Genomic DNA, 19,366 nt, shown 5'->3' with positions numbered 1-19,366 from the left:
TTAAAAATATAAGAAGAAAAAACGTTCCCCTAAGTCTTTACTAACTAATAGCAAACTAACAAAAAAGACCATGGACACAAAGGCCAAGTTACATCCTATAAAAAAAGAAGACCGAATTGATTTTTTGGATGTTTTAAGAGGAATAGCCATTCTATTTATTTATGCGGCTAATATTGTATATTTTTCTGGATACTTCTTTTTTCCTCCAGAAGCACATTTTCCTGCCACAAATCTAGTAACAGATCCATATGTGGATTTTATATCTTTTACATTAATAGACGGGAAATTCTACTCCATCTTTTCCTTGTTATTTGGAATAGGTTGTGCCATTCAATTTCAAAATTTAAAAGCTCATGGAAAAGAATTCGCTCCTTTTTTTAGACGACGTATGTTTTGGCTTTTAGTATTTGGACTTATTCACCTCGTTTTTATTTGGTTAGGAGATATCTTAACACTGTATGCCTTGCTGGGCTTTGTATTAGTTTGGTTTATCAATTTATCTAACAAAAAACTTATAACATGGGGTGTCTTATTAATTTTATTTCCACTTGTCAATTGGTTTATCATACATATTGCGAATATTAATTATCCTGATATTCTCTTTAAATTAAACACACAATATTCAGAAGCCTTAGGCTTCCATATGGAAGAATGGCAAGCCTTGAAAATATTCGATTTTCAAGCTTATTTAAAAAACAAAAGCATTATCGAATTCTTTAAAATGAATATTGGAAACACCTTAATTAGATATGGTGAAATTTTAAACGAAGGAAGAATCTTTAAAGTATTAGGCATCTTTTTAATTGGCCTTTGGACTGGAAGAAAGATTCTAATCGAAGATTTATTAAACAACACGTCATTTTTAAAGAAAGTCGCCATTTGGGGAATTTGCATTGGACTTCCAGTAAGCATCTTTAGAACGTATATTGTATTCTTTTCAAATCAAGAATCTTTATGGGATTTCTTAAATACGCTAGCCTATGCTTTTGGAACAGTACCACTAGCTATGGGCTATGCGGCTTCCCTAGCCTTACTTTATAAACAAGACCTAAAGTTTTTACAGCGGTTTGCTCCCATTGGAAAAACAGCCTTATCTAATTATATCTTTCAAACCTTAATCTCCATTACCATCTTTTATGGTATTGGTTTTAACCTAGTTGGCAAATTTGGAATGACCATAATTATGATCATTACTATAGTCATTTTCATCCTTCAAATGATCATGAGCACCAGGTGGCTAAAGCACTATAGATTCGGACCACTTGAGTGGATTTGGAGACAATTAACATATCAAAAAAGAATAAAACTTAAAAAATAATATAATGAATTCAACGGGAACCACTTGGACAAAACAAGAATTACAAACCTATATTTTACTGCTTTGCGCAAATGCAGATTCAGAAGAAACCGAAGAAGAACTTCGTTTAATAAAAGATAAAACAGAGCCTTCCATTTTCGAAAAAATATATGCTGAATTTAACAAAGACAATGAAGAGCAACGGTTTGAAAAAATTGACGATACAATCCAACTTCATGACTATTCCAATATGGAACTATCAAAATTTAGAAAAGAAATGCACGAAATTTTCTTTACAGATAAAAAGTTCGGGATGATGGAACAGAACCTTGATAAAATCATGGATAATATTCTTTATTAATTCAACTAAACTTTATTTGACAAAACACTTTTTAGATGATAAAACTCTTCCGTAAAATCAGAAAAAACTTTCTAAATGAAGGAAAAACCACTAGGTATTTCAAATACGCCATTGGCGAAATCATCCTTGTGGTTATTGGAATTTTGATTGCGCTTCAAATAAATAATTGGAACGAAAACCGGAAATCTAATATTGAAGAAACTGCTATTCTAGAAAGTCTATATGAAAATTTAGTTCTGGCCAAACAACAATCGGACTCATTAATCACTGAAGAAATGGCACTAAAACAATTACTCATTTTTGTTCTTGAAGTTGAACCTGATCCAATAAAAATTGAAAAACCAACTATTACAGATACGATGTTTAAAAATGCTGTTTGGGATGTACAAAACGACCTACCCATTATTAACACCTATATCAATTTAAAAAACACTAATAAATTAAGCCTCATTAAAAACAAAAAAATCAATGAGAAATTTAGCGATTTAGACTTTCAGTTTAATAGAGTTCAAGATATCCTTGCAGATAGGTTATCCGTTCATCAAGTTAGAATTGATGATATTCTAGAAAATGACATCAATTTTATCCCTTTGGTAAAATCCAATGTTCCAGAAATAAATATTGCAAATGAAATACCTACCAATTACCAGGATATTTTAAATGAAAAACGCATTAGGAATCTCATTGGAATGAAGCTCACCTTTACACAAGATGTTATTGATAGACGTAAAGATCTTGATAGAGAAATGAGAATTTTAATAAGCTTGATTGAAACGGAATTACATAAATAAGTTAAAAAAAACACCATTATGAAGATAAAATTATCGGTACTTGGCTTGATAACATTGTTCATTAGTGCTTCTGCGAACAGTCAAACTGTTGATGAAAAATATGTGAAAGATGTAAAATCTATAGATGCAATCATTACTGCTTATTATAATGTTATTTCAGGCGCAAGAACAGATCCTTGGCAGTATGAAAGAGACACCTATTTACATTCAAAAACTGCTATTATAGTTAGATTAGACAACAACGGAAATGCAAACGTCCATACTTTAGAAGCCGAATACATTCCATTGTTATTAATACCTAAAGAAGATTTTTACGAAATAGAAATCAAACGAAAAGTAAGTGAATTTGGCAATATGGCTCAAGTTTGGAGTGCTTACGAAGTAAGAATGAATCCAGAAACAGCTTCAAATACAAGAGGCTTAAATAGCATTCAACTTCATTTTGAAAACGACAGATGGTTTATAGATGGTTGGACCACGCAAATGGAAACAAATGCCAATACTATAGTTTCAGATTTCTTGAAAACGGATTAAAGCTTGTATTCAATAATAAAAATAACATCCTCAAAAAAAGAGCTCAGTTATGATTAAATTCTTTAAAAAAATACGTCAAAACTTGATTAAAGAAAACAGAACAAGTAAATATTTGTTTTATGCCATTGGCGAAATAATACTCGTGGTTATTGGAATTTTGATTGCCTTACAGATTAATAATTGGAACATTAATACGCAAAACAAGAAACAAGAACAGCAAATATTGGAGCAATTGTTAGTAGAATATACCAGCAATCTCGAACAGATAAATCAAAAAATTGATATTAGAAACGACATGCTGAATTCTTGCTATAGTCTGTTACGTTATCGAACAGAAACTAATAATCAAATGGTGGCAGATAGTATAGATGCACATCTTTTTAGAATATCAATTAGACCAACTTTTGATCCCGAATTAAGCGTTACCAATGAGTTAATTAACTCTGGAAAACTCTATCTGTTAGAAGACATCAAATTGAGAAATAAAATTTCTTCATATTCTAGTTCTTTAAGTGAACTCAAGGAAGAAGAGCAAATCATTGTAAATTTTACCGAAAATTGGTTAATACCTTTTTTAATTAAGAACTATCAGATAGGTAGAATGCAGATGATTATTTTAGAAGATAATAAGCTCAGATCCAAAATCACTATGGGCAATCTAGGCAAATACAATACTTTGAAGGATATAGTACTACAATCAGATTTTAAACCCTTACTAAACAATCCAGATTTTGAAGATTACCTCATGCAACTCATTAGTTACACGGCTTACACAAATGACCAATCAGACGGTGTAAAATTAAAAACAGAAAGCATCATAGATACTATTAATTTAGAATTGCATGAAGATAAAAATGATTAAAAAATGATAAAACTCTTCAGAAACATCCGAAAAAACCTTTTAGCCGAGGGTAAAACTACAAAATACTTCAAATACGCCATCGGCGAAATCATCCTTGTGGTTATCGGGATTTTGATTGCACTTTCCATAAACAACTGGAATGAAAATTCAAAAGATCGACGAACTGAACAAGGATATCTTAACGTTCTGAAGGAAGAATTTAATTACAATCTTATTGAATTGAATTCAATGATTGAGAGAAATGATTTTAATAACTATAACGCCTTAAAACTTTCTAATCAGATGGGACCCGAAAACCCTAATATTACAGAAGAAGAATATGCTGACTTGGTAATGAATATGACAAATTTTGAGGTGCAATACCGTCCTAATAAAGCAGTATTAGATGAAATAATAAGTTCTGGAAAACTTCCTATTTTCAGTAATGACAACTTAAAATTTGCTTTATCTTCTTACAATGGAAAATTGACTAAAGTTAAATTTCAAGAAGACGAACATGCACTTATTAGAATGCAGGTAATTGCCATTATGAACGCCAAAGGCAATGGAAAAAAATTATTATCAGATAACAAATGGAGAAAATTTGGATTGAGTGAAAGTAAATTTGAACTTGGAAATCTTCAATTATTACAATCTCAAGAGTTAGAAAATGAACTTGTAGATTTTATATTGACGTCTCGTTATCTTAATTCAGATTATTATTCAGAATTGAAAACGGAAATAGATACCATATTAGAATTAATAGAAAAAGAATTAATTCATGATTAAACTCTTTAGAAATATCCGAAAAAACCTTCTAAAAGAAGGAAAAACTACAAAATACTTCAAATATGCCATTGGAGAAATCATCCTCGTGGTTATTGGAATTTTGATTGCGTTGCAAATCAACAATTGGAACGAACAACGAAAACAAAACCGCAATCTTCGTGATGTTTATAGCAATCTATTGCTGGACATTAAATCAGATTCCGTTTCCTATAGTAAAAACCTTAAAGAACTTAAAGACATCGATTTTTTACAGGAACAATTATACAAAACAGGCGTAAAAAATGATACCACAATTGTCATAGAGAACACTAGCATCATTAGATTTTTACCTAATTACAATCCAATAACAAAAGACAATGATCCCTTTTTAGCGACAAAAATCACAAATGATAGCATTAGAAAAGAGATATTAATCTATTTCAGAAACATGAAAGATATGGACGATATCTATTCTGAACTAGACGAGATTATAAAAACAAAAATGCGCATTTTTTTAGGAAATAAAAAAATGTACAAGCTTACCAATTGGTTCGAAAACAAGTATAAAAACACAGCCGTCGAGGACTTATCTTACGATTTTATTGATAGCGCAGAGCTCACACTACTTTCAAAAGACGCCGAATTCCAGCAAATACTTTTTGAAGCCTCTCTAAAAATTGTAAACAACATTGATAATCTAGAAATATTGGTAAAGCAAAATGCGAAATTAATACGTGTGATTGAAAAACAATTGAATAGACCATAAACAATGATAAAAATCTTTCGAAAAATTCGTCAAAATATGATTAAGGAAAACAGAACTTCCAAGTATTTACTCTATGCTATTGGAGAAATTATCCTAGTGGTGATTGGGATTTTAATTGCGCTTCAAATCAATAACTGGAATCAAGAAGGCATTTTGAAAATTGAAGAAAAAAATATTGTAAAAAACTTACATAACGAATATTTACAGAATAAGAACATCATCCAAAAAAGTATTGAAGAATCTGATAGTAGCATGCATACGCTTAAAAGTATCATGAATCTTATGGGTAAGGACGAGGAATTCATCAATAAACATAATAGTGATAGTTTAATGTATTATGCACTTGACTTTCCAATTTTCAGACCATCCGAAAATACTATTTCTGGCCTTATCCAATCGGGACGCTTGGAATTACTTCAAAATCAAGATTTAGTCGATTTAATATATGAATGGGGACGCACCATGAAAGCCTTAAACGACCATTCAGAAAGACTGTTGATTAAAAACGATAACGAGGTACTTCCCTATTTATCAAAAAATTATTCCCTTAAAGACATGGATGTTTATGGCGATTTAAATTGGAAAAACCAGACCATCTTGGAGATTGATAAGCTCAAAATTTTTGAAGCCATTGAATTTGAAAACATCATGGACGATTTTTTATATAGAGTGAATGAATGCAAAAAAAAGCTCATAGAATTAGAAATTATTATCAACAAAATTTTAATGGAAACTGAACAATGATAAAATTTTTTAGACATATCAGAAAAAACCTTCTTAATGAAGGCCTGCCTGCCGGACAGGCAGGGAAAACCACAAGGTACTTTAAATACGCCATCGGCGAAATCATCCTCGTGGTGATTGGTATTTTGATTGCATTAAGTATTAATAATTGGAACGGAGAACAAGCCGACCATAAGAGAGAAATCAAGTATCTAAAATCCTTAAAAAATGAAATGGAGAGCAACCTAAAATCCGTTAACACAGAAGAACAGCGCATATTAGATTATATGAAAAGGGAAGCAGTATTGGCTAAAATAATGAGTTCCCCAAAAGCCGTAGATAGTACAAGTGATAAAACAATTTTTAATTTCTATTATGATATTTATAATAACGACGTAGTTACCAATATTGAAACGGGTGCCATAAATGAAATTATTTCTTCAGGGGGTCTGCAGTATATTAAAAATGATAGCATCAGGAAATTAATAGCCTCTTGGGAAACCAAAACTGCCATTTTAAAATTGCAAGAAGAGTTCTTAAAAGACACCTCAAAAAAAATTGAAAATTTATTTTTTGATGAAGAACTTATCAGCACCAGATACTTTTACTCGCTCTATGCATCATTTGATACTCAAAAGTTAGGAGAACCTTTGGGAGAGAATTCGCTCAAACCCTTATTACAATCAAAAAAATTCGAAAGTCTGTGTCTGTTACATTATGGTAGATGCGGTGTTATGATTAATAGGATTTATCCTAAATATAAAGCCAGCCTAAATGAGATGATTGATTTAATAGACCGCGAACTCGATAAATAAAATCTATAATTTGTTATGATTAAATTCTTCAGAAAAATAAGATACAACCTCATGGACACAGGAAAAACCAGTAAATATTTCAAATACGCCATTGGCGAAATCATCCTCGTGGTTATTGGGATTTTAATTGCATTACAAATTAACAATTGGAACGAAGCTAGAAAAGCAAATATATTCGAGAAGGACATTTTAGAGTTAATAGACCAAAATCTCAAAATAGATTCTATCGCTTTATCGGTTGAATTAACAAAGGCCAAACAAGCCATTTTACTCACGAATCGGTTGCTGGAAAAAGTATCACAAAAAGATTATAGTGATAGTTTAAACTTCTGGATGGGTAAAATTATTTCCTTCGAACGTTTTAAATCGCAATCAAGTGCTTTTGAAGTATTAAAGGCAAAAGGCATAGAAAATATTTCAGATAAAGACCTGCAATTGGGATTGATATCCTATTACGACGAACATCTATTCAATGTATATGAAAGCCTCAATGATGTTCTGGGTTCTTTTAATAACGATTGGATTCCTGTTGTTAAAACAGATTTTGTCGATTTTAAATTTAGAGAATATTGCACACCTATCGATTCACAAGTTTTTTTTGAAAAACCATCTACCATCATTCTTTTTAAACTCTATAAAGACAATAGATCTGGAGAAGTGCAAAAAATGGAAAGTGCCTTAGCCAAAACATCTGAAATTAGAACCATTATAAAAAAGAATTTAAAATGATAAAACTCTTCCGTAACATCAGAAAAAACCTTCTAAATGAAGGAAAAACCACTAGGTATTTCAAATACGCCATTGGCGAAATTATCCTTGTGGTTATTGGAATTTTGATTGCACTTCAAATAAATAATTGGAATAATGAAGCAGCTAATAAAAGAGATGAGCAAAATATTGTTAAGAATTTAAATTTGGAGTTTAAAAAGAATCGAAAAAATCTTCAAGAATCTATTAAACATCATAAACAAATCCTTTCATGTGCCACAGATGTTATGAATTTAATTGGCGAACCAAAAGAAGTTCTAAATAAACATAATTTAGATAGCCTGTTAGAACGAACTTTAGATTACAGAAGCTATAAACCAAGTCAAGCTGTGGTTTTAGATGTCATATCCTCTGGTAAACTAAATTTAATTTCTTCAGATTCTTTACGCTTATTGATATTTGATTGGTCAAGTAATTTAGAAAAAAATGAAGAAAACTATCTCACACTAGATGAATCAAACCAGGATCTAGTTTTGACCTATTTAATCAAGAACGCTTCAATGAAAAATATAGATAATTATGGCATTTTACAGTGGAATAAAAAAACAAAACTTTACCATGACAACTATAACATGTCTCAGGATATAGAATTTGAAAATGTTATGGATAACCACTCTTGGAGCATATTAAATTATATCATGGCTCTTGAAAATCTTGAAAATACCATGACCAGAATTATTGAAGAAACCAATAAAAACTTTTAAATAGTAATGATTAAATTCTTCCGAAAAATACGATACAATCTCATGGAACAAAACCCGTCAGAACAGTCTAGTCGGGCTGGCAAAACCACCAAACCTGCCTAGCCGGCAGGCAGGTACTTCAAATGCGCCATTGGAGAAATCATTCTTGTGGTTATTGCCATCATCTTATTTGCAAGATTAGGAGTTCGCTTAGTTACTGGTTATTTTAAAATGAAAAAGGAAAATGATTCATCTGAAGAAGGAATTGAATAGCCTTGTTAAGGTTTCACTTTTCCATTAAAATGATCTACTTTAGGGTTTAGCGGGTTTCCAGAACTTCGTCTAAATGAAGAAATTTGTCCACAATGCCAAATTGAATCTGTAATTGGGCCATTTATTTCATTCCAAAAAGGTATTTCTTTATCTCCAAAGATGATTTTATATTGAGAAATATCATCACTTTCTTTTAAAATATTAGCAGCCGTTTGCAAATTTAATAAGGTAAGAATTCGTTTTTCCTCAAAAGTTACTTCTTCAGGTTCAATCTTACTATTCGGCTGATTTAAAGTGGCATTAACAATCATAAAAGATAAACTATAAATATGGTCTATAGTCTCAGAAGTGGATCTAACATCTTCATTTAGTTTATAGGCTAAATCTATTTCGGTTAATCCTTCTGTGGCCCAATAATATCTAAACCCCAAACTTTCTACCAATCTTCCAGCAACAGTCCCAGCCGTATAAGTTTCAGGGTACTCGGGTAAATCGTAAAAAGGTAATGGCTCTTGATTGATATCTTGGGAATATGAATTACACATGGATATTAATGTCAGAAAAATTAAAAAGGATTTCATACTAACTCAAATTATTTTACCAAACCATATTTGTCAAACAAATAAACTAAACTAGCCATTGATGCGGCTCCAAGTTCTAGTTCTCTTTTATTAACAGCATCGAACGTATCGGTTGCCGCGTGGTGGTAATCAAAATAACGTTGGGAATCTGGGCGTAATCCTGCCAACACATTAGTATCTGTTTTTAATGGTCCTACATCTGCTCCACTACCACCTTTTTCGAAATAATGAATTAAATAAGGCTGAAAAAGTTCTTGCCATGTTAAAACTTGATTGAAATTAGCATCACTACAATCAAAACTAAATCCTCTTGGGGTAAATCCTCCAGAATCACTTTCTAAAGAAAAAATATGATTTTCACCTTTTTGCTTAGCAACATCAGCATATTTTGTAGCTCCACGAAGGCCATTTTCTTCATTCATAAACAAAACAACACGAATACTTCTTTTTGGTTTAACACCACTTTCTTTGAGTAAACGTAGTACTTCCATAGATTGCACAACTCCTGCTCCATCGTCGTGAGCGCCGTCTCCTAAATCCCATGAATCTAAATGTCCTCCCACAAGAATATATTCGTTTGGAAACTCACTTCCAGTAATTTGTCCAATAACATTATAAGATTGCACATCATTTAACTGTTTGCTGGTCTGACTGAAATAGAATTTTACATTTTTATCTAGAGCCAACATACCACTTAAGGTATTGGCATCATTCGTACTTATGGCTGCAGAAGGAATTCTTTTCGACAAAGGCAAGTCTCCATAAGTCATGCTTCCCGTATGCGGAAAATCGTCCTGACGTAAATTCATAGAACGAACAATTACTCCAACCGCTCCATATGTTGATGCCTCTAAAGCACCAGAGTATCTTTGATTAACACAGCCTCCATATGCGTCGAAGGTTTGAATTAAATCGGCTTGCATGGGTCTATTAAAGAAAACGATTTTTCCTTCTATATTTTCTTTCCCTAAGGCTTCTAACTCTTCCATGCTTTTAACCTCAACAACATTGGCTTTTATACCACCAAAAGGTGTTGCAATAGAACCGCCAAGGGCACAAATATTAACATTTGTAGTAGATCCAAAACCAGATTCGATAAAGGCAAATTCAGGAGCGCCACGAACCCATTTTGGAACCATTACTGGTTGCAACCAAACTTTGTCTATGCCTAATTTTTCTAACTCTTCTTTTGTGTATTCTACAGCTTTTTCTGCATTTAAGGAGCCCGATAATCGACCACCAATTTGATTAGACAAATGGTCTAACCACTGATAACTATTCCCATTTGTAAGAGATGTTGTGTATATGGTTTTTAAAACGTCTGCATCTGTTTGCGCTGAAGTATTTAAAATAAAAAAAACGCTAAGCAGAAGTATTATAAATTTCATAGAAAATATTTTAAAAAAATAAAGATACTATTATTACAAAGGGAGACTGTGAAAGAAAATATAAAAGAATTAAAATGATTACTCCCTTTCAAGCTGTTTTTTATAAAGCTCTAAATTAGCTTTAATATCGTCGTCTAATTCAGGCTCCTTAATATCATCATATTGTTTTAAAGTATTGTAAATAATATTTCCAACTAGCAGCCTGGCAGTTGGTTTGTGGTCTGCCGGAATGGTATACCAAGGCGCATGAGGTTTCGACGTTCTATTTATAGCGTCTTGATAGCAATATTGATAGTCGTCCCAAAGAAGGCGTTCTTTTAAATCGTCTGGAGAGAATTTCCAGTTTTTGTTTTTCTTATCCAAACGACGAATTAATCTGTTTTTTTGTTCTTCTTTAGATAGATGCAAATAGAATTTAAAAATGATGGTGCCGTTTTCAGCTATATGTTTTTCAAAGTTGTTAATTTGTTCGAAACGTTTGTCCCAAAAAGTCTCATCGACATCTTCCAAAGAGGTAACATCTGGTAAATTTTCACCCAAAATATACTCAGGATGTACGCGTGTTACTAAGACATTTTCATAATGGGTTCTATTGAAAACACCTACTTTTCCACGAGCAGGAAGCGCAATATAATGTCTCCATAAATAATCGTGTTTTAACTCTAAAGACGTAGGCACTTTAAAACTATGTACAACAACGCCTCTCGCATTCAAATCTTTAAAAACTTCTCTAATTAAACTATCTTTTCCAGCGGTATCCATGCCTTGCAAACAAACTAAAACAGCATATTTTCCATGAGCATACATGGTATCTTGTAATTTTGCTAATTTTATTCTAACTTCTTCAAGTTCAAGTTCTATTTCTCTTCTTTTGGCTTCTAAATTATAAGTGGTACTTATATCTTTTAAAATAACTTTTTCCGTGACCTTAAAGGTATTTGGCTGTATAGTCTTCATTTTTAACTAAATTTTTTAATTTGGTTTTTAAAGATATCAATATTTTCTGTATTACTATTAAATGTTTCTATAAGTAAACCCAATTTTATCCTATAAAAACACATTTCTTCGTATTGTAAAAATACGATATGAAAAAAGCAGTTATTATTCAAGGAAGTTCCAGAACTATAGGTGACACGAGTTTAATTGTGAATTATCTAGCGAATAAATGTGAAATAGATGTTATTGATTTGAATACGAAAACTATTGGTCAATATGATTATGAGTATAGAAATGCTGATGATGACTTTATTCCAACAATGACTGAAATAATTGCAAACTATGACACAATAATTTTTGCAACGCCTGTCTATTGGTATGCTATGAGTGGGATTATGAAAGATTTTTTTGACAGAATTTCAGATCTTCTAAGAACTAAAAAAGATTTAGGAAGACAATTACGAGGCAAAAACATGGCTATGATAAGCATTAGTAATGCTGATGATTTAGTAACTGGTTTTAATATGCCATTTGTAGAAACTGCAAAGTATTTAGGCATGACCTATTTAGGCGATATACATTCCTGGGTTGAAAATGATACAATTCCTGAAAATGTTAAAACGAAGATTGATAATTTCGCTAATCTTCTATTTCTGCAGAAATAAGCTCTTTTAGCTCCATGTTATCGTTTAGTAAATCATGAAGGCTCTCAAGTGTATTATCTTCTGAAGCTTTTTTCCATGCATGCACAGCTTCCATTATTAGGAAAAGCTTTGGATAATTAAATTCTGGTTCAAGATATTCAGCAAGAAATTCTTGATTACTTAGTCGTTCAGTAAGCGTTATGCTACCTATTAATAAAGAGGCTTCTTGCAAAATATTACTTTTATTGTCATCATTTGAAGTTGATACTTTTACCGTTAATTCTTGTGAACGTTTATAATCTGCTAACTTATTCCTGACATTTGGGTTTACTAATTTTATATCACCAGTGTTTTCTAGAGTTGCAATTGTGCTGGTATTAAATGCTATTACGGAAGATAAAAAATCAACACTAAATAAATTTTCTAATGCCTTATTTGGATTTAAATTAGGCTCTTTAAAGGTTTCGAGATAGGTATTATAATCTTGTCGAAAGGAGTCTAGATTTGCAATTGTTTCTTCAACATATACTTTATCCTTATTTAAATCGTCTAAAAGCTGATGGTAATAGGCTTGTCTACATCATCTAGTTTTCTATTCTCACTCCATAAATTAAGTTGTAATGCAATAAAAATCCCAATAACAACAAGTATAATTTCACCAATAGCATACAGTAAATACTTACTGAATTTGTTTTCAGAAATTAATCCTTGTCTTATTTTTCGGAAGAATTTCATCATTTACTAGCAAATAGCTTGACATCTTTTTCGCTTACTTCTTTTTCACCTAGAATAATAAGTCTTTCAACCACATTTCTAAGTTCACGTATATTCCCAGTCCAATCGTATTCTTGAAGCATTTTAATCGCTTGATCAGAAAACGATTTTTTAATTGTTCCTTGTTCACCAGAAATTTTATCAGAGAAATATTCAATTAATAATGGAATGTCCCCTCTTCTATCGTTTAAGGATGGTACTTTTATTAAAATAACCGCTAATCTATGGTATAAATCTTCACGAAATCTATTTTCTTCTATTTCATGTTTTAGGTCTTTATTGGTTGCTGCTATCACTCTTACATCTACTTTAATATCTTTGTCGCTACCAACACGTTGAATCCTACTTTCTTGCAAGGCTCTTAAAACTTTAGCTTGTGCAGATAGGCTCATATCACCAATTTCATCCAAAAAAATAGTACCACCATTAGCGGCTTCAAACTTTCCTGCTCTATCTTTTACAGCACTTGTAAAAGCACCTTTTACATGACCAAACAATTCACTTTCTATAAGTTCTGAAGGGATTGCGGCGCAGTTAACTTCAATTAAAGGACCGTTAGAACGCTCACTTTTTTGATGCAACCAATGTGCTACCAATTCTTTTCCAGTGCCATTAGGACCCGTTATAAGAACTCGAGCATCTGTTGGCGCGACTTTATCTATCATGTCTTTTATAATAGAGATCTCGTCACTTTCGCCAATCATTTCAAAATTCTTGCTTACTTTCTTTTTAAGCCTTTTGTTTTCAACAACCAGTTCTTTACTATTTAAAGCAATACGAACCGTATTTAATAATCGGTTTAAATCTGGTGGTTTAGAAATATAATCGAAGGCACCCAACCTCATGGTATTTACTGCTGTGTCTAAATCGCCATGACCAGAAATCATAACCATAGGTATTTCTGGTTTAATTTTCTTAACAGCTTCTAGCACTTCAACACCATCCATTTTTGGCATCTTGATATCGCATAAAACCAAATCAAAATCTTCGTTTTTAATTTTTTCAAGTCCTATTAACCCATCTTCAGCTTCCTCTACTTGATAGCTACTATTTTCTTCTGAAAGAATTTTAACTAATACTCTTCTAATAGCCGCTTCGTCCTCTATAATTAATATTCTTGGCATGTCTTAATTCTTTTTTTCTATAATATGAATGTCTCTTTGCGCAAAAGGAATGCTGATGATATTTTCCCGAAATAATTTATCTATTTTAAAACGGACATCACTTTTTGGATATCGCGCCGTAAAACTATCATTAAGTGTAAATATAACTTTAAAGTACAGGGAACTATCCCCGAAATTTGTAAATAACACCTTAGTTATTCCTCGCCCTATAACTTCTGGAATTTTTTATATCGTTTTCTTAATATTTAATCCACTTCAACAGCTCTTTATAGCTTGGTTTTTTACCATACATTAATATACCAACACGATAAATTTTTGCTGCAAACCAAACTGTAAAAATAAATGTCCCTACTAATAAGGCGAAAGACACTATTTGTTGCCAAATTGGAACCCCAAAAGGAATTCGCATTAGCATAACAACAGGAGATGTTAAAGGGATAAAAGAGAACACCGTTGAAACTGTTCCATGAGGATCTTCTATAACTGTGAAGATTCCAATATAAACAGCCAATATTAAAGGCATTAAAATAGGTAATAAAAATTGTTGTGTATCCGTTTCGTTATCAACGGCTGCTCCAATTGCTGCATAAAATGAACTGTACAATAAATAACCTCCAATAAAAAACAGGATAAAGGCAATAATTAAATTGGTTATTGGCAAATTATAAAAGGCATTAATAGCATTTTGAATTTCCATATTGACATCTGGATTCTGCATGGCTTGATTTAAAATCTCTTGTTGCCCTGATGTTGATTGTGCAAAATCTACCCCAAAAATCAGAGAAAGGAGGGTCATTAAAACACTTCCTAAAATAATCCAAATAATAAATTGGGTAATCCCAGCCAATGAGGTACCAATAATTTTACCCAACATAAGATGTATGGGTTTCACAGACGAAATAATAATTTCGATAATCCTACTGGTTTTTTCTTCTATAACACTTCGCATAATCATGTTACCATAAATAATGATAAACATAAACAACAAGTACCCAGCTAAACCTCCAAAAACAAGTTTTACAACGCTATCTATTTTTGAAGTTTTTTCTCCAATAAAACTTTCTTGCCCAATATTGACAGAAACTCTAGCGGCCTTGATTTTTTCAATATCTACCCCTTCAAATTCTAGTTTTAAATCTGTAAGTTGCTTTTCTAATTTACTTTCTAAAGCGGACATAAGAGTTAAGGAAGGAGACTCTTCCGAATAAAACTTTATGTGCTCTCCAACTTTATTGATATCTTGAAAATTCCCAATGTATAAAAGACCATACTCTTCATTTTTATTTACTTGAATTTTGGCATCTTCAAGCGACATGTTATCTAGAATATGATATTTAACCGTTTCTGTATCTATAAACGAACTTTTTAAAATTCCAGATTCATCCAGAATTGAAATGGTACGTTCTTTATTGTTATTTATTTGAGAAAGATAGCCTACAACAGCAATAAGTGCAATCATGATGATTGGACTTAAAATAGTCATCACTATAAAGGACTTATTTTTAACCTTGGTTAAATACTCTCTCTCTATGATTAATGCTAAATGATTCATGTTAGTTATTCTTTATGGCTTGAATAAAAATATCGTTGGCACTGGGAATTAATTCTACAAAATGCGACACCTCACCTTTTGAAGTTAGAAAACTTAATAAATCGTTTGGAATGTCTTTTTCTGAGAGTTTCACATTAAGCTTTAGTTCGTTTCCTAATGTTTTGAAATTTGCCGGTGACACTAGAAATTTTTCTGAAAGTTCTTTCTCAAGAAGCAGATTATCTGTGGCTCTAATACCAACTTCGAAGGTATTTGTTTTAAACTGTCTCTTAATATCTGTGAGTTTTCCGTCAAGAATTTTATTGGACTGATGAATTAAAGTAATCTGGTCGCATAATTCTTCAACCGACTCCATACGATGAGTAGAAAAAATAACGGTTGCACCATTTTCTCTCAATCTTAAAATTTCATCTTTAATAAGAATGGCATTAATTGGATCGAAACCAGAAAAAGGTTCGTCGAAAATTAAAAGTTTTGGCTCGTGTAAAACGGTAACTATAAATTGTATTTTTTGAGCCATTCCTTTTGAAAGCTCTTGGATTTTTTTATTCCACCAATCACCAATTTCTAATCTTTCAAACCAATATTTCAATCTGGTTCTAGCTTCATCTTTACTTAAACCTTTTAGCCTTGCCAAGTACATGGCTTGCTCTCCAACTTTCATAGATTTGTACAAACCACGTTCTTCGGGCAAATAACCAATATCTCGCACATGATGGGCTTGCAAGGGCTCTCCATCTAAAATCACCTTCCCTTCGTCTGGCATGGTAATTTGATTAATAATTCTAATTAAGGTGGTTTTACCTGCTCCATTTGGACCTAACAATCCAAAAATACTTCCTTTAGGCACAGAGATAGACACTTGATTAAGTGCCGTAAAATCTCCAAATTTTTTAGAAACCGAATGTGCTTCTAATAAGTTATTCATATACGTTGGTTATTATTCAATAGAAATGTAAATATATTAAATGTTGTGAAGTTATTCTTTATATAAGATCATTTATTAAAACCATTATAAAAACAAAACCCACCCTGAAATATAAAATATCTTAGGATGGGAAAAAATTGCTATGAAAAAGAAAAAAACCACTATTTAAAAATAGTGATATCTCAAAGATAGTGTTTTTTAATAAACAAACGAAAATATGTTATACTAAGTTCTTATTAAAACAAAAAAATCCGCCTTAACAGGCGGATCCATTGATGTTTTTGTTTATTATGAAAACATATCCTTTACTTTTTCAAAGAAAGATTTGTCTGAACTTTCTGGCTTTGGCTCAAAATGTTCATCTTCTACCATGGATTCAAAAAAGTCTTTTTGTTGTTTGTTTAAAGTTTTTGGTGTCCAGACATTTACATGAACTAATAGATCTCCTTTTCCGTATCCATTAATGCTTGGGATTCCTTTACCTCTTAAACGTAGTATTTTTCCAGATTGAACACCTGCATCTACCTTAATACGCACTTTTCCGGTAACCGTATCAATTTCTTTTGAAGTTCCTAAAACAGCATCTGGTAAACTAATGTATAAATCGTAATGCAAGTTATCGCCTTCACGCTGTAACTTGTCATGTTTTTCTTCTTCTATGGCAACTAATAAATCTCCAGAAATTCCATTTCCAGGAGCTTCGTTACCTTTTCCAGAAACTTTTAACTGCATGCCATCTACAACTCCTGCCGGAATTTTAATAGCAACCGTTTCTTCTTTAATTATTAAACCATGACCATCTGCATCATCTGGTTTTTTATCAATCATCTGTCCTGCACCACCACAAGTAGTACAAGTGGATGCTGTTTGCATACGACCTAAAATGGTGTTTGTAATACGTGTTACTTGTCCTGAACCATGACACATACTACAGGTTTTGTAAGTAGTACCTTTGGCTTGAACTTTTCGTCTTACTTTCACTTTCTTTTCTACGCCATTAGCAATTTCTTCAAGTGTTAACTTAACACGAATACGCAAATTACTACCCTTTACACGACGTTGTTGACCACCAAAGCCACCTCCAAAACCAGAGAATCCGCCTCCACCGCCAAAACCGCCACCGAAAATATCACCGAACTGACTGAATATGTCATCCATATTCATATTACCGCCACTAAAGCCACCATTACCATCGAATGCTTGATGTCCAAACTGGTCGTAACGTGCTTTTTTGTCGGCATTACTTAAAACCTCATAGGCTTCTGCCGCTTCTTTAAATTTGGTTTCAGCTTCTTTATCGTCGGGATTTTTATCTGGATGATGTTTTAATGCCATTTTTCTGTAAGCCTTTTTTACTTCGGCTGCAGTTGCATTTTTATCTATTCCTAATATATCGTAATAATCTCGTTTTGCCATATTTCTATTGTCCTATAACTACTTTTGGGAATCTAATTATCTTATCTCCTAGTTTATATCCTTTTTCTACTACATCAATAAGTTTTCCTTTCAAATCATCTGTAGGCGCTGGAATTTGAGTAATCGCTTCGTGAACATCTGCATTAAAGACATCCCCTTGATTTGACTCAACTACTTCTAGACCTTTTCCGTTTAAAGTGTTTCTCAATTTGTTACTAATAAGCTCAACACCTTTTAACAACTCCTTCTCTTTAGTTTTAGAAATCTCCAAATAAGCTCTATCAAAATCATCCAAAACTGGTAGTAAAGCAACCATAAGATCTTGGTTAGCAGTTTTAAATAATTCAATACGTTCTTTAGACGTACGTCTTTTATAATTTTCAAATTCAGCAAACAAACGTAAAAACTTATCTTTCTCTTGTTTTAATTCTTCCTGAAGTTGTTCTTCTATTGTTAGCTCCTCTAGGTTAAGCAATTGTTCCTCAACCTGTTCTGATTCAATATCTGTGTTTTTGTCTTTCTTACTCATAGTCGTGCTAATAATTTTTTAAAATACTAAAAATAGGATGGCAAAAGTACTGCCATTATTATTAAAATGTCAAAATGTCACTAATAAATTTTAATCTTTTTTAAGTTTCTTTTCATTTTCAAATGTCTATTTTTGTTGCTTAACACTAAAACTAATTTTATATTATGAAAAAAGGATTTTTTACAATATTAGCATTAGCAACAATGACCTTAGCGTTTACAAGCTGTAAGGACAAGGCTAAAGAAGCTGTTACAACAGAAGCTGTGGTAGCGGTTGAAAAAACAGACGTATCTACAAAATACTTGGTAAACACAAGCGGTTCTACAATTATGTGGACAGGACACAAACCGACAGGATCTCATAATGGTACTATAGGTCTTGATAGTGGAGTTCTTACAATGAACAACGGGACTTTAGAAAGTGGTACGTTTTTAATTGACATGACATCTATTAATGTTTCTGATATTCCGGTAGATGATAAAAATCATGCAAAATTACTAGGACACTTAAAAAGTCCTGACTTTTTTGACGTAGAACAATATCCAACTTCTGGTTTTGAAGTAACTAAAGTTGAAACTGTAGATGGAAAAACTATGTTATCTGGAAATCTTAAATTGAAAAATGTTGAAAATAACATTACCATTCCTGTAACAATCAGTCAAGATGGAGAATCGGCAACGATTACTAGCGAGACATTTACTATTAACCGTTCTAAATGGAATGTGCAATATGGTTCTAAATCGTTTTTCGATAACTTAGGAGATAAGTTTATTAATGATGATATTGAATTAAAAATTAATGTTGTTGCTAATAAGAAAGCATAAAATACTATTTAAACATTACAATAATTAGAGCCAGCTAAAATTAGTTGGCT

General features: G+C 32.0%; 23 protein-coding genes. 13 read left to right on the top strand and 10 right to left on the bottom strand.

What is annotated here, in order from left to right; translation table 11 throughout:
• Positions 1–70 precede the first annotated feature (70 nt).
• From IEV77_RS15135 to IEV77_RS15085, 11 genes are read left to right on the top strand one after another with little or no spacing between them, the layout of a single operon-like run.
• Positions 71–1,318 (top strand): DUF418 domain-containing protein, encoded by a 1,248-nt coding sequence (locus tag IEV77_RS15135; RefSeq protein WP_188466344.1) that lies wholly within the window; start codon positions 71–73, stop codon positions 1,316–1,318.
• Positions 1,319–1,322: 4 nt separating this feature from the next.
• Positions 1,323–1,658, top strand: coding sequence for a hypothetical protein (locus IEV77_RS15130; protein WP_188466342.1), 336 nt, complete (start codon positions 1,323–1,325; stop codon positions 1,656–1,658).
• Positions 1,659–1,693: 35 nt separating this feature from the next.
• Positions 1,694–2,449: a DUF6090 family protein gene (locus tag IEV77_RS15125; protein ID WP_188466340.1), complete on the top strand. Its 756-nt coding sequence runs from the start codon at positions 1,694–1,696 to the stop codon at positions 2,447–2,449.
• Between the two features lie 18 nt (positions 2,450–2,467).
• Complete coding sequence (locus tag IEV77_RS15120) at positions 2,468–2,983, top strand: hypothetical protein (RefSeq protein ID WP_188466338.1); 516 nt, start codon at positions 2,468–2,470, stop codon at positions 2,981–2,983.
• A 49-nt stretch (positions 2,984–3,032) separates the two neighbouring features.
• Positions 3,033–3,845 (top strand): DUF6090 family protein, encoded by an 813-nt coding sequence (locus IEV77_RS15115; protein ID WP_188466336.1) that lies wholly within the window; start codon positions 3,033–3,035, stop codon positions 3,843–3,845.
• 3 nt (positions 3,846–3,848) lie between these two features.
• Complete coding sequence (locus IEV77_RS15110) at positions 3,849–4,613, top strand: DUF6090 family protein (RefSeq protein WP_188466334.1); 765 nt, start codon at positions 3,849–3,851, stop codon at positions 4,611–4,613.
• On the top strand, positions 4,606–5,358 hold the full coding sequence (locus IEV77_RS15105) for a DUF6090 family protein (protein ID WP_188466332.1): 753 nt from the start codon (positions 4,606–4,608) through the stop codon (positions 5,356–5,358). Before IEV77_RS15110 ends, IEV77_RS15105 begins: the two co-directional genes overlap by 8 nt.
• A 3-nt stretch (positions 5,359–5,361) precedes the next feature.
• Entirely contained in the window at positions 5,362–6,102 is a 741-nt protein-coding gene (locus IEV77_RS15100; protein WP_188466331.1) for a hypothetical protein, read from the top strand.
• Positions 6,099–6,896, top strand: a complete 798-nt coding sequence (locus tag IEV77_RS15095) for a DUF6090 family protein (protein ID WP_188467117.1) — start codon at positions 6,099–6,101, stop codon at positions 6,894–6,896. Before IEV77_RS15100 ends, IEV77_RS15095 begins: the two co-directional genes overlap by 4 nt.
• A 51-nt stretch (positions 6,897–6,947) precedes the next feature.
• Positions 6,948–7,625 carry a DUF6090 family protein gene (locus IEV77_RS15090; protein WP_229736689.1) on the top strand — a complete coding sequence of 226 codons (678 nt, stop codon included), beginning with the start codon at positions 6,948–6,950 and terminating at the stop codon, positions 7,623–7,625.
• On the top strand, positions 7,622–8,368 hold the full coding sequence (locus tag IEV77_RS15085) for a DUF6090 family protein (protein WP_188466327.1): 747 nt from the start codon (positions 7,622–7,624) through the stop codon (positions 8,366–8,368). The genes IEV77_RS15090 and IEV77_RS15085 overlap by 4 nt, the downstream gene beginning before the upstream one ends.
• Positions 8,369–8,625: 257 nt before the next feature.
• Here IEV77_RS15085 and IEV77_RS15080 read toward each other — a convergent pair whose 3' ends face one another.
• The 3 genes from IEV77_RS15080 to IEV77_RS15070 form a co-directional block, all read right to left on the bottom strand.
• Positions 8,626–9,201: a DinB family protein gene (locus IEV77_RS15080; RefSeq protein ID WP_188466325.1), complete on the bottom strand. Its 576-nt coding sequence runs from the start codon at positions 9,199–9,201 to the stop codon at positions 8,626–8,628.
• An 11-nt stretch (positions 9,202–9,212) separates the two neighbouring features.
• Positions 9,213–10,589 carry a M20/M25/M40 family metallo-hydrolase gene (locus IEV77_RS15075; protein WP_188466324.1) on the bottom strand — a complete coding sequence of 459 codons (1,377 nt, stop codon included), beginning with the start codon at positions 10,587–10,589 and terminating at the stop codon, positions 9,213–9,215.
• Between the two features lie 78 nt (positions 10,590–10,667).
• On the bottom strand, positions 10,668–11,546 hold the full coding sequence (locus IEV77_RS15070) for a PPK2 family polyphosphate kinase (RefSeq protein WP_188466322.1): 879 nt from the start codon (positions 11,544–11,546) through the stop codon (positions 10,668–10,670).
• A 128-nt stretch (positions 11,547–11,674) separates the two neighbouring features.
• Between IEV77_RS15070 and IEV77_RS15065 the strand changes: the two genes are divergently transcribed.
• A complete protein-coding gene (locus tag IEV77_RS15065; protein ID WP_188466320.1) occupies positions 11,675–12,190 on the top strand; it encodes a flavodoxin family protein in 516 nt (171 codons plus the stop codon).
• On the opposite strand, the gene IEV77_RS15060 is transcribed toward IEV77_RS15065, so the two are convergent.
• From IEV77_RS15060 to IEV77_RS15030, 7 genes are all read right to left on the bottom strand, one after another.
• Complete coding sequence (locus IEV77_RS15060; RefSeq protein ID WP_188466318.1) at positions 12,165–12,401, bottom strand: hypothetical protein; 237 nt, start codon at positions 12,399–12,401, stop codon at positions 12,165–12,167. The two genes, IEV77_RS15065 and IEV77_RS15060, sit on opposite strands and share 26 nt — an antisense overlap.
• Before the next feature lie 317 nt (positions 12,402–12,718).
• On the bottom strand, positions 12,719–12,907 hold the full coding sequence (locus IEV77_RS15055; protein ID WP_188466316.1) for a hypothetical protein: 189 nt from the start codon (positions 12,905–12,907) through the stop codon (positions 12,719–12,721).
• Positions 12,904–14,067, bottom strand: a complete 1,164-nt coding sequence (locus tag IEV77_RS15050; RefSeq protein WP_188466314.1) for a sigma-54-dependent transcriptional regulator — start codon at positions 14,065–14,067, stop codon at positions 12,904–12,906. Before IEV77_RS15050 ends, IEV77_RS15055 begins: the two co-directional genes overlap by 4 nt.
• Before the next feature lie 238 nt (positions 14,068–14,305).
• A complete protein-coding gene (locus IEV77_RS15045; protein ID WP_188466312.1) occupies positions 14,306–15,619 on the bottom strand; it encodes an ABC transporter permease in 1,314 nt (437 codons plus the stop codon).
• A 1-nt stretch (position 15,620) separates the two neighbouring features.
• The gene (locus tag IEV77_RS15040; RefSeq protein WP_188466310.1) at positions 15,621–16,547 is read right to left on the bottom strand and encodes an ABC transporter ATP-binding protein; all 927 of its coding nucleotides are present in this window, start codon (positions 16,545–16,547) and stop codon (positions 15,621–15,623) included.
• 288 nt (positions 16,548–16,835) lie between these two features.
• Positions 16,836–17,963 carry a molecular chaperone DnaJ gene (gene dnaJ, locus IEV77_RS15035; protein WP_188466308.1) on the bottom strand — a complete coding sequence of 376 codons (1,128 nt, stop codon included), beginning with the start codon at positions 17,961–17,963 and terminating at the stop codon, positions 16,836–16,838.
• 4 nt (positions 17,964–17,967) lie between these two features.
• A complete protein-coding gene (locus IEV77_RS15030) occupies positions 17,968–18,492 on the bottom strand; it encodes a nucleotide exchange factor GrpE (RefSeq protein WP_188466306.1) in 525 nt (174 codons plus the stop codon).
• 164 nt (positions 18,493–18,656) lie between these two features.
• On the opposite strand from IEV77_RS15030, the gene IEV77_RS15025 reads away from it, so the two are divergent.
• Positions 18,657–19,316 carry a YceI family protein gene (locus tag IEV77_RS15025; protein ID WP_188466304.1) on the top strand — a complete coding sequence of 220 codons (660 nt, stop codon included), beginning with the start codon at positions 18,657–18,659 and terminating at the stop codon, positions 19,314–19,316.
• Positions 19,317–19,366: the final 50 nt, after the last annotated feature.

The sequence above is a fragment of the Xanthomarina arctica genome, from assembly GCF_014638915.1.
GTDB classification, from domain to species: Bacteria; Bacteroidota; Bacteroidia; order Flavobacteriales; family Flavobacteriaceae; genus Xanthomarina; species Xanthomarina arctica.
This window is presented reverse-complemented; position numbering and strand designations above follow the sequence as displayed.